The sequence below is a fragment of the Actinocorallia lasiicapitis genome, from assembly GCF_054778695.1.
This window is the reverse complement of sequence record NZ_BAAGZI010000314.1, coordinates 1-7,066: the sequence shown is the minus strand read 5'-3', so window position 1 is coordinate 7,066 and position 7,066 is coordinate 1. Positions and strand designations below refer to the sequence as shown.

General features: G+C 70.0%; 8 protein-coding genes. 5 read left to right on the top strand and 3 right to left on the bottom strand.

Annotated features, from left to right (window positions below; all coding sequences use genetic code 11):
- Window positions 1-15 precede the first annotated feature (15 nt).
- Window positions 16-921, bottom strand: coding sequence for a helix-turn-helix domain-containing protein (locus ACYVE7_RS25965; RefSeq protein WP_460368077.1), 906 nt, complete (start codon window positions 919-921; stop codon window positions 16-18).
- A gap of 87 nt (window positions 922-1,008) precedes the next feature.
- On the opposite strand from ACYVE7_RS25965, the gene ACYVE7_RS25960 reads away from it, so the two are divergent.
- From ACYVE7_RS25960 to ACYVE7_RS25950, 3 genes are all read left to right on the top strand, one after another.
- On the top strand, window positions 1,009-2,184 hold the full coding sequence (locus ACYVE7_RS25960) for a hypothetical protein (RefSeq protein ID WP_460368075.1): 1,176 nt from the start codon (window positions 1,009-1,011) through the stop codon (window positions 2,182-2,184).
- Window positions 2,184-2,960, top strand: a complete 777-nt coding sequence (locus ACYVE7_RS25955; protein ID WP_460368073.1) for an SDR family oxidoreductase — start codon at window positions 2,184-2,186, stop codon at window positions 2,958-2,960. Before ACYVE7_RS25960 ends, ACYVE7_RS25955 begins: the two co-directional genes overlap by 1 nt.
- Window positions 2,961-3,134: 174 nt before the next feature.
- Complete coding sequence (locus ACYVE7_RS25950) at window positions 3,135-4,268, top strand: sulfotransferase family protein (protein ID WP_460368072.1); 1,134 nt, start codon at window positions 3,135-3,137, stop codon at window positions 4,266-4,268.
- A gap of 232 nt (window positions 4,269-4,500) precedes the next feature.
- Here the strand turns inward: ACYVE7_RS25950 and ACYVE7_RS25945 are convergent, their stop codons facing one another.
- Window positions 4,501-4,905 (bottom strand): RNA-binding S4 domain-containing protein, encoded by a 405-nt coding sequence (locus ACYVE7_RS25945; RefSeq protein ID WP_460368071.1) that lies wholly within the window; start codon window positions 4,903-4,905, stop codon window positions 4,501-4,503.
- Between the two features lie 76 nt (window positions 4,906-4,981).
- Here ACYVE7_RS25945 and ACYVE7_RS25940 point away from each other — a divergent pair, with 76 nt between their 5' ends.
- Both ACYVE7_RS25940 and ACYVE7_RS25935 read left to right on the top strand, forming a co-directional pair.
- Window positions 4,982-5,620 (top strand): TIGR03085 family metal-binding protein, encoded by a 639-nt coding sequence (locus ACYVE7_RS25940; protein WP_460368070.1) that lies wholly within the window; start codon window positions 4,982-4,984, stop codon window positions 5,618-5,620.
- A 117-nt stretch (window positions 5,621-5,737) separates the two neighbouring features.
- Window positions 5,738-6,508, top strand: a complete 771-nt coding sequence (locus ACYVE7_RS25935; protein ID WP_460368068.1) for a 5'-methylthioadenosine/S-adenosylhomocysteine nucleosidase — start codon at window positions 5,738-5,740, stop codon at window positions 6,506-6,508.
- Here ACYVE7_RS25935 and ACYVE7_RS25930 read toward each other — a convergent pair.
- Window positions 6,509-7,066: hypothetical protein (locus ACYVE7_RS25930; RefSeq protein ID WP_460368066.1), on the bottom strand; the 558-nt coding region annotated here is incomplete at its 5' end.

The following is a 7,066-nucleotide window of genomic DNA, read 5'->3' as shown; positions in this document are numbered from 1 at the left end:
TGGGTGGGGGCGGGGTCAGGGTGGTGGGTCGTGGGGTGGGGGGTGGCCGCCGAGGGCGGTGGTGATGGTGTGGGCGGTGGCGCGGAGGGCGGTGGCGCGGGTGGTGATGTCGGTGCCGGTGATGGAGGTGCCGACATAGAGAGTGAGAACGAGTTCTTGTGAGCCGTTGGCGTCGTAGGTGGGGGCGGCGATCAGGTGGACGGGATGGGGGCGATCGGGGTCGAGGTCGGCGGGGAGGTGGACGCGTTCGCCGAGGCTGGAGGCGAGCTCGCCCATGAGGGTGCGGAGCTCCGGCGGCAGATCGTAGGCGGCGACACCCGCCATCAGGGTGTGCAGCCGGAGGCCCGTCGCGGTGAGTGACTCGACGAGGTATCCGGCGGCACGGCACTGGGTGACGACCTCGCGGAGATGGTCGCGGTCCATCCGCATCGGCAGGGTCGGCTCCTTGGCGAGCCACCGGTCGAACTCGGCGTCCGACCCCCACAGCACGTACATCAGCCCGCTCGGCGGCGCGAACGGATACCGCTGCCCCACCTTGACGGCCGGAGCGCCCGGCGGCGACACCGCATCGATCACCATGATCTGGTCGTCGACCACGGTGGACGCCGCGCATGTCGCCCCGAACCGTTCGACGAGCGGCGCGAGATGCCGCCGCGCCACGTCGGCCGCGGCGAAGCCCGCGCGCGCCGCCCGTCCCGCGGCGATCAGCGCGGGCCCGAGCCCGTAGCTGCGGCTCACCGGATCCTGCAGCAGATATCCGGCGGCGGTCAGCTCGGTGAGGATCCCGAGGCAGGTCGGCTTGCTCAACCCCAGGTCGCGGGCCACGGCCGACAGCCCCAGACGTTCGCCGCGCGCCGCGACGAACCTGTCGAGGACGGCCACGACCCGTGCCGTCGGCGGTGATCGCCGCTCTGTGCCCATTGACCCCTCACTAGAACAAGTTCTACTCTCAAATCCGGAGAACCTACCGTCACGGTACATATTTGTACCGCAAGCCGAGGGAGTTCGGTGGCTACGGAGTCGTTTGCGGCGGCGGTCGGCGAGGCCGAGCGGATCATCAGGAACGCGCCCTTCATCCGCACGGAACAGGACCTCGCCGAAGGGCTGGAGTATCTGGCGGGCAGCGTCAAGGCGTGCCTGCACCTGGCCTGGTCCTACGAGCGCGACCACCCCTTCTTCACCAGCTCCACCGGCCCCTACTCCAAACTCGGTCTCGACAACCCCGACACCCTCTACTTCAACGCCTACCTCCGCGACGACGCCGAGTACGTCGTCACCGGACGCCGCGGCACCACCGCCGACCTCAGCTTCCAGATCCTCAACGGCGACTACACACCCGCGCAGTCCCCCGACAGCCTCGCCGCGTTCGACGACCGCGAGCTCGCCATCGCCGCCGACGGCACGTTCGAGATCCGCTTCGGCCCCGCCCGGCCGGACCCCGGCCCGAACTACTACACGCTCGGCAAGGGCTCGACGATGCTGCTGGTCCGCGAGGTCTTCTCCGACTGGGCCACCGAGAAACCCGGCGAACTACGCATTCACCGCGCCGACACCCTCGGCACCCCTCCCCCCGCGCCGACACCAGCACTGATGGAGAAGAAGTTCGACGTCGCGGGCCGCAGCCTCGTCAACCGGATCAAGACCTTCCTCGCCTTCCCCGAGTGGCACTACCTGAACCTGCCCGTCAACACGATGTCCGAGCCGCGGCCGACCCCCGGCGGGCTGGCCACCCAGTTCTCCTCGGCCGGCCACTACGACCTCGACGACGACCAGGTCATGATCGTCACGGTGCCGGCGGCCGCCAAGGAGACCGCGCCCTACCAGGGATTCCAGCTCGGCAGCCGCTGGTACGTCTCGCTCGACTACATCAACCACCAGACCTCGCTCACCGCCGACCAGGCTCGCGTCGACCCCGACGGGAAGATCCGCTACATCGTCAGCGAGCGCGACCCCGGTCTCGCCAACTGGATCGAACGGACCGGCCACCGCTGCGGCTACCTGCAGTTCCGCTGGCAGCGGCTGACCCGCGAGCTCACCGCGCAGGACGGCCCAGAGGTGGAGATCGTCCCGTTCGACGAGCTGCCCAAGCTGCCCTACTACGACGCGCAGCGCGTCACGCCACGGGAATGGTCGGACCGGATCGCGGCCCGTCAGGTGGCCGTCGCGGAAAGGATGCTCGGCTGATGCTGTTGGAGGACAAGGTCGTCGTGATCTCGGGGCTCGGCCCCGGACTCGGCCGCGGGCTGGCGTTGCAGTGCGCGCGGGCCGGCGCGGACGTCGTGCTCGCCGCACGGACGGAATCGCGGCTCGCCGAGGTCGCGAAGGAGGTCGAGGGGCTGGGGCGGCGCGCGCTGACCGTCCCGACCGACATCACCGACCAGTCGTCGTGCGAGCGGCTGGCCGAGGCCGCGTTCGAGACGTTCGGCCGGGTCGACGGGCTGGTCAACAACGCGTTCTCCATCCCGCCCATGACGGATCTGGCCGACGCTGACCTCGTCGCGGTGCGGGCGGCGTTCGAGGTGAACGTGCTGGCCGCGCTTCGGCTGACCAGGCTGTTCGCACCCCAGCTCACCGAAGCCCGCGGCTCCGTCGTGATGATCAACTCGGCGGTGCTGCGGCACTCCAAACGGACCTTCGGCGCCTACAAGATGTCGAAGGCGGCGCTGCTCGCGCTGGCGCAGAGCCTGTCGACCGAGCTCGGGCCGACCGGGGTCCGGGTGAACACCGTCGCACCGGGCTACATCTGGGCGGACAGCCTGAAGTGGTACTTCGACTACCTCGCCCAGGAACGCGGCGTCCCGGCCCAGGACGTCTACGACGAGACCGCCGCCACCACCGACCTCCGCAGACTCCCCGAACCCGACGAGATCGCCGACGCCGTCGTCTTCCTGCTGTCCCCCCTCGCCCGCGCGATCACCGGACAGTGCCTGGACGTCAACTGCGGCGAATGGCACCACTAGGTCGCCTTCCGGAGCGACCTGCTCTACTGCGCGACGCCCAGGCACGCACCCCGCTACGAGCGCCGACTCCGAAACACGCCCTCGGGCTCGCCCTGCGAATCTTCGGTCCCGCCGTGCTCTGCGCGGGCACTCGCCACCAACAAGATCCATAAGACTCGGCTCAGGAGAATTCCGATGACCCGCGACAATGTCGGCACCGTCGAGGATCTGCACGCGTCCGCTAGCAAGATCACTGGGCTGGCGGATTTCGGGGCGGACGACTACACCGACGGGTTGGCCGTGCTGCTGGACTCCTATGCGGCGGAGGCCGGGCTGACGCCGCTCGGCAACCGGGTGATGCGGTCGTTCCTGCGGGGTGCGCTCGTCGCCCGGCTGCTCGCCGAGCAGGCCTGGAAGGACAATCCGGGCCATCGGGAGGTCGCGATCGAACGGCCGATCTTCGTCACCGGGCTGCCGCGCACCGGGACGACCGCGCTGCACCGGCTGCTCACCGCCGACCCCGCCCACCAGGGGCTCGAGGTGTGGCTGACGGAGGTGCCGCAACCGCGTCCGCCGCGTGACACCTGGGCGGAGAACCCCGTCTTCCAGGCGATCCAGTCGGGCTACGAGCGGTACCACGTCGACAAACCCGAGTTCATGGGAGTCCACTACATGTCGGCCGACATGGTCGAGGAGTGCTGGCAGCTTCTCCGCCAGTCGATGCGCTCCCTGTCGTATGAGTGCCTCGCCCATGTCCCCTCCTACTCGTCGTGGCTGGACGGCCAGGACTGGACGTCCGCGTACGCGCGGCACCGCCGGCATCTGCAGCTGATCGGCCTGAACGACCAGGACCGGCGCTGGGTGCTCAAGAACCCCAGCCATCTGTTCGCCCTGGACGCGCTCCTGGCCGTCTACCCCGACGCGCTGATCATCCAGACGCACCGCTCCCCCGAGACGGCCATGGCGTCGATGTGCAGCCTCGCCGCCCAGGCCACCGAAGGCTGGTCCACCACTTTCACCGGCGCGACCATCGGCCGCGGCCAGCTCGACCTGTGGTCCCGCGGCCTGGCCCGCTTCCGCGCCGAACGCGCCCGGCACGACCAGGCCCAGTTCTTCGACGTCGACTACGCCGACTTCGTCGCCGACCCCCTCGCCACCGTAGAAGCCGCCTACTCCCACTTCCACCTCCCCCTCACCCCCGAAGCCCGCTCAGCCATGACCGCCCTCCACTCCACCTCCCGTTCCGGCTCCGCCCAGCCCTCCCACCACTACTCCCTAGCCGACTTCGGCCTCTCCCCCACCGACCTCACCCCCCACTTCCCCACCTGAACAACCCACCCCACCTCCACCCCCACCCGAGCAGCCGCACCCCACCACGACCATCACCTAGACACCGCACTCCCTCCACCGCGCACCTAGGCAACGCGCTCCCTCCACCGCGCGCCATCACGCTCTCAGCTACCCCCGGCTGCCCGAGAAGAGCAGCCCGATACCAACGCCCACTGCCCGTGCCTTGGCGGACCGACGCCCGATGGATGTGGTCTGGCGGGGTGGGGGTGGGTTAGTCGTCGTGGGTGGGGTTGAGGGGGTCGGTTCGGGAGCCGAAGAGTTTTTCGAGGGCTCGGCGGTCGCGTTTGGTGGGGCGGCCCGCGCCGCGGTCGCGGATCGGGAGCATGGGGATCGCCTCGCGGGGCGGAGGCGGCGGAGTCTTGTCCTCGTAGCATTCGGCGGCGACCGGCGGACCAACCCGTTTGGTGATCAGCTTGGTGACGACGACGATCCGTTCGCGGCCGTCGTGCCGCAACCGCACCTCGTCACCGACCTTGACGGCCTGCGCGGGCTTCGCCCTGACATCGTTGATCCGCACATGACCGCCACGGCAGGCGTCCGACGCGATCGACCGCGTCTTCGTCAGCCGCACGGACCAGAGCCAGCTGTCCACCCGGACGCTCCGCTGCTCGATCATCCCCCCACTCTAGGGCCCCGCTCCAAGCCCTGAACTGGCCAGGGGGCGGCGTAACGCCTTGCATAGACTGCTCGGCGTGGCATCCACTTCGATGAACGAACGGTCCGCGCTCTGCTCCCTCCTCGAGGAACTCGGCGCCGCCGCGCCGACGCTCTGCGGGGACTGGACCACCGCCGACCTCGCCGCACATCTGATCGTCCGTGAGCGCCGTCTCGACGCGGCTCCCGGCATCCTCATCTCTTCCCTCGCCTCCCGTACCGAACGGATCCAAGACTCCGTCCGGGACCGTCACACCTACTCCGAATTGGTCGATCTCGTCCGGAACCCGCCCGCTCTGATCCGGTGGGTGCCGCCGCTCGAACAGGCCGTCAACACGACGGAGTTCTTCGTGCACCACGAGGACGTCCGCCGGGCACAGCAGGGCTGGGAGCCCCGTGACCTGTCGCAGGCCGTGCAGGACGAACTGTGGAAGGTGCTCATCGGCCGTTCCCGTCTGTTGTTCCGCAACTCATCTGTGGGCATCCTCCTGCGCCGCACTGACAGAATCGGCGCCCCCGCGAAGCAGGTCATCGACCGTCCGACCCCGGTGGAGCTCTCCGGCGCCCCCGCCGAGCTACTTATGTACGCGTTCGGGCGAAAAGCCCATGCGCTGGTGTCCCTCGACGGAAAGGCCAGTGCCGTCACCGCGCTAGGCGAAACTTCCCTGGAGGTCTGACCGCCCCGCTTCGGCCCGACACTCCCGGACTCTCCCCGCACCGTCGCCGCCCGGGCGCGCCGATGCCGCGCGGCTAGGGTCTGGGCCAGGGCGGACAGCCTCGGAGCCGGAGGAATCTTGAAGGTATGCGTCGTCGTGCTCACCGCGCTGGAGATCGAATACGCAGCCGTCCGCGAGGGCCTGGACGGCCTGGAGACCGTCCTGCATCCCGAGGGGACGATCTTCGAAACGGGACGGGTGCGGACGGGCGGCGCCACCGTCGCCCTGGTCCAGACGGGTGAGGGCAACACCAACGCGGCCGTCTTCGCGGAGCGCGCCAAGGCCCTGTTCCAGCCGAAGGCGATGCTGTTCGCGGGCGTCGCGGGCGGGCTCCGCGACGAGATCGAGCTGGGCGACATCGTCGTCGGCACGAAGATCTACGGCTATCACGGCGGCAAGGACACCGATGCCGGGTTCCTGAGCCGCCCGCAGGTCTGGGACGCGCCGCACGAGCTCGAGCAGCTCGCCAGGCATGTGGCCCGCACGCGTTCGTGGCCGTGCGCGATCCATTTCAAGCCGATCGCGGCGGGCGAGGTCGTTCTGAACTCGCGCCGCACCCCGCTCGCCGAGCAGCTCAGGACGGTCTACAACGACGCGGCCGCCGTCGAGATGGAAGGGGCGGGGCTGTCGCGTGCCAGCCATCTCAACCGCAAACTCCCGGTCCTGTCGATCCGCGGGATCAGCGACCGCGCGGACGGCATGAAGCACCCGGACGAGGACGCCCGCACCCAGCCCGTCGCCGCACGCCATGCCGCGGCGTTCGCCCTGGCGCTGGCCGAGCAGTTGCACAGCCTGCGGCGGTGGCGCGCCCCGCTCACCCGAGGCGTCCAGCTACCGCTCTCCCCTTGATCACAGGACGCGGCGGAGCCTCGTGGGCGTCATCGCGCGAGCGAACGCGGCGGACAGCGCCGGATGGGCGGGCCCGGCCAGATAATGCGGCAGGTCTGCGCGGTCGGCGCGCGGCAGGTAGGGCGAGTAGAGCGTGAGTGCGCGGGACGTGCCGGGATCGGTGCACAAGGCCCACATTCCGGGCGCTTCGCCGGTCTGGAAGACCTCGAATCCATGCACCGAATGCACGCTTTTGAACCGGGCGAAACGGGCGAGGGAGTCATTGATCCGCGCGGGCAGGTCCTCTCCGGTGAGCCGGGACCAGAGCGCCGCGTCCTCGCACGCCGGATCGAGCAGGACGCACCGGTAGGCGCCGCCGCGCCGGAGGAACGCGAGGACCGCGTCGCGGTAGTCGGCGGGACGTTCGCCCGCCGAGAGGTAGCCGGCGCAGGTGTTGAGCGACAGCCCGAGATCGACGATCTCCCGGCCGGCCGCCGCGACGAGCCGCGCCTTCTCCGCTCTGCTCGGACGCCCGCCGGACGCCCGGAGCGACGCCCCGCCCGGCAGCGCGGTCGCGGC

What these genes read in the sequence shown, in the direction of transcription:
- ACYVE7_RS25965 (WP_460368077.1), bottom strand. Translation starts at nt 921, where the DNA reads ATGGGCACAGAGCGGCGATCACCGCCGACGGCACGGGTCGTGGCCGTC.
- ACYVE7_RS25950 (WP_460368072.1), top strand. Translation starts at nt 3,135, where the DNA reads ATGACCCGCGACAATGTCGGCACCGTCGAGGATCTGCACGCGTCCGCT.
- ACYVE7_RS25945 (WP_460368071.1), bottom strand. Translation starts at nt 4,905, where the DNA reads ATGATCGAGCAGCGGAGCGTCCGGGTGGACAGCTGGCTCTGGTCCGTG.
- ACYVE7_RS25955 (WP_460368073.1), top strand. Translation starts at nt 2,184, where the DNA reads ATGCTGTTGGAGGACAAGGTCGTCGTGATCTCGGGGCTCGGCCCCGGA.